The 1,915-nt window shown below is 60.5% G+C and carries 1 protein-coding gene; it reads left to right on the top strand.

The genetic code is table 11. The features are described from left to right. Positions 1–1,539, top strand: a 1,539-nt coding sequence (locus tag QVO43_RS02625) for a DUF2357 domain-containing protein (protein ID WP_288174380.1), incomplete at its 5' end; no start/stop codon positions are given. Positions 1,540–1,915: the final 376 nt, after the last annotated feature.

The following is a 1,915-nucleotide window of genomic DNA, read 5'->3' as shown; positions in this document are numbered from 1 at the left end:
CATATGGGGCTGGTGGAACTGGAAATCACCCTCCAGAAAGGGGAGGAGCCGGGAGAGACCTGGTACACGGACCTGCTGCCGGTACTGATCCAGCCTTCCCAGCAGCAGGAAAACCTGAAGGCCATGGTGGAATACATCTATGCCCACCAGGCGCCGCTTTTGCGGGATAAAGCCCCGGAGGGCACCGGCCCGGACAGCCGGAACGGGTTCCAGGATTTCCTGTCCCAGCTGACCCTGGCAGAGGAGATCCTCCAGGTGTATGAGGAAAGCTACGGGTATTTCAAGGCCAACTGCCGGCATACCCTGGAAACCGCCGAAGTGGTGGACTGGACGGAAAAGGTTCAGACTGTCAGCCCCCACACCCTCCAGTACCTGGTCCGGCACCCGGAATACCTCCGGGAGGCCCCTTTCGGGATCCAGGTGGGGGACAAGCACTACCTGCCGGAAAAACTCCTGATGACCCAGGACAAAATGAGCCGGGACGTGTACGAGAACCAGGTGGTCCTCAGCTTCCTCCAGCGGATGCTCTACGACATCGGGGAGGAGGGAAAGGAAATCCGGGCCCTGGTCCAGGGGCTGGACCTGCCGGAAGCCGACCGGGAGGGGTACCAGCTGTCCTCCCAGGTGCTCTACGCCAACGCCGCCCACATGCTGAAGGGCTTCCTGGAACGGTGCGATGAGGTGGAGGAGCGGCTCCAGGAAATGTTCGTGTCCTACCGGCAGATTTTGCCGGTGACCCTGCTGGACGCCAGCCAGATGCCGGAACCTACGGAGCCCTTTTTCCGGGTGCCCCAGTATTACCGGATCTATCTGTGCATCCACCAGTGGTACCAGAACACCTGCCGCCACTTTCCCCGGGAGCGGATGCTCCTCAATTTGTACGAAAACACCTTCGTGTTCGAGATCTACTGCCTGGCCCGGCTGCTCCAGGGGCTCCGGCAGGAAGGGTTTGTACTGGAGGAATGCCGCCGGAAGGTGTACACCCTGGGCAGCCGGAACCTGTACGACCATTCCGGGTACCAGAACGTGTACCGGCTGGAGCGGGGGGACGAGGAACTGCCCCTGTTCTTCCAGCCGGTGCTCACGGACCAGCCGGAACAGGGCCCGGGGGCCATCCACCTGTACCGGAACACCACCTACGCCTTCAAGCCCCTGGAAGAGGGCCATTATTACACCCCGGATTACCTGCTCCGGTGGAAGCAGGGGAACCGGGAGAACTACCTGATCCTGGACGCCAAGTACAGCTACCGGAAAAAAGTCCTCCAGGAACTGATGCCGGAAATGAGCTACAAATACCTGCTGTCTCTCAGCCCGGTGCCCTATGAAGAAAAGGGACAGCCGGTGGAAGTGGCGGTACGGGGCCTGGAGATCCTCTACGGCCTTACCCACGGAGAACAGCAGCTGGAAAGCTTCTACAACTGCCAGCTGCCGGTCAAAGAGATCCGCCCCGCCGCCAACGTGATTCCCTTCTCCGAAGAAGTGACCGAAGAAAACCAGCAGGAGAACATCCGGGAGCTGCTCCGGGAAGTGAGGGGGTAAGAGGCGGTCAACGGTCAGCAGCTGAAGGAGACCATTTGCCGGGGGCAAATGGTTTTGAACAGAGACGCAAAGAAAAAAGGAAACGGCGCCGAACGAAAAGCGGCGCCTAACCCACCACCATTGCGCAGGCGCAACGGTCCCCCGCCCTTGAAAAGGGCGGATATACGCTCGGGCTGACGCCCATTGCTTTTTTATCTCAAAGCAGAAGAGTTCTGTGCGGTTCTCAGCATCAAAACAAGGGGCCCTTGCGCCCCGCGTTTTTATCCGCCCTTTTCAAGGGCGGGGGACCAGCCCCAGGGCTGGTGGTGGGTTAGCAGCGGCAGCTGCGTTTCCGTTTCCTGCCAAACGCCAGCCGCGTTTGGCTTCCACCAGCCGC

The sequence above is a fragment of the Acidaminococcus sp. CAG:542 genome (assembly GCF_000437815.1).
Lineage (GTDB): Bacteria > Bacillota > Negativicutes > Acidaminococcales > Acidaminococcaceae > Acidaminococcus.
Note: the sequence above shows the minus strand (reverse complement) of the source record. Positions and strands in the feature narration are given on the sequence as shown.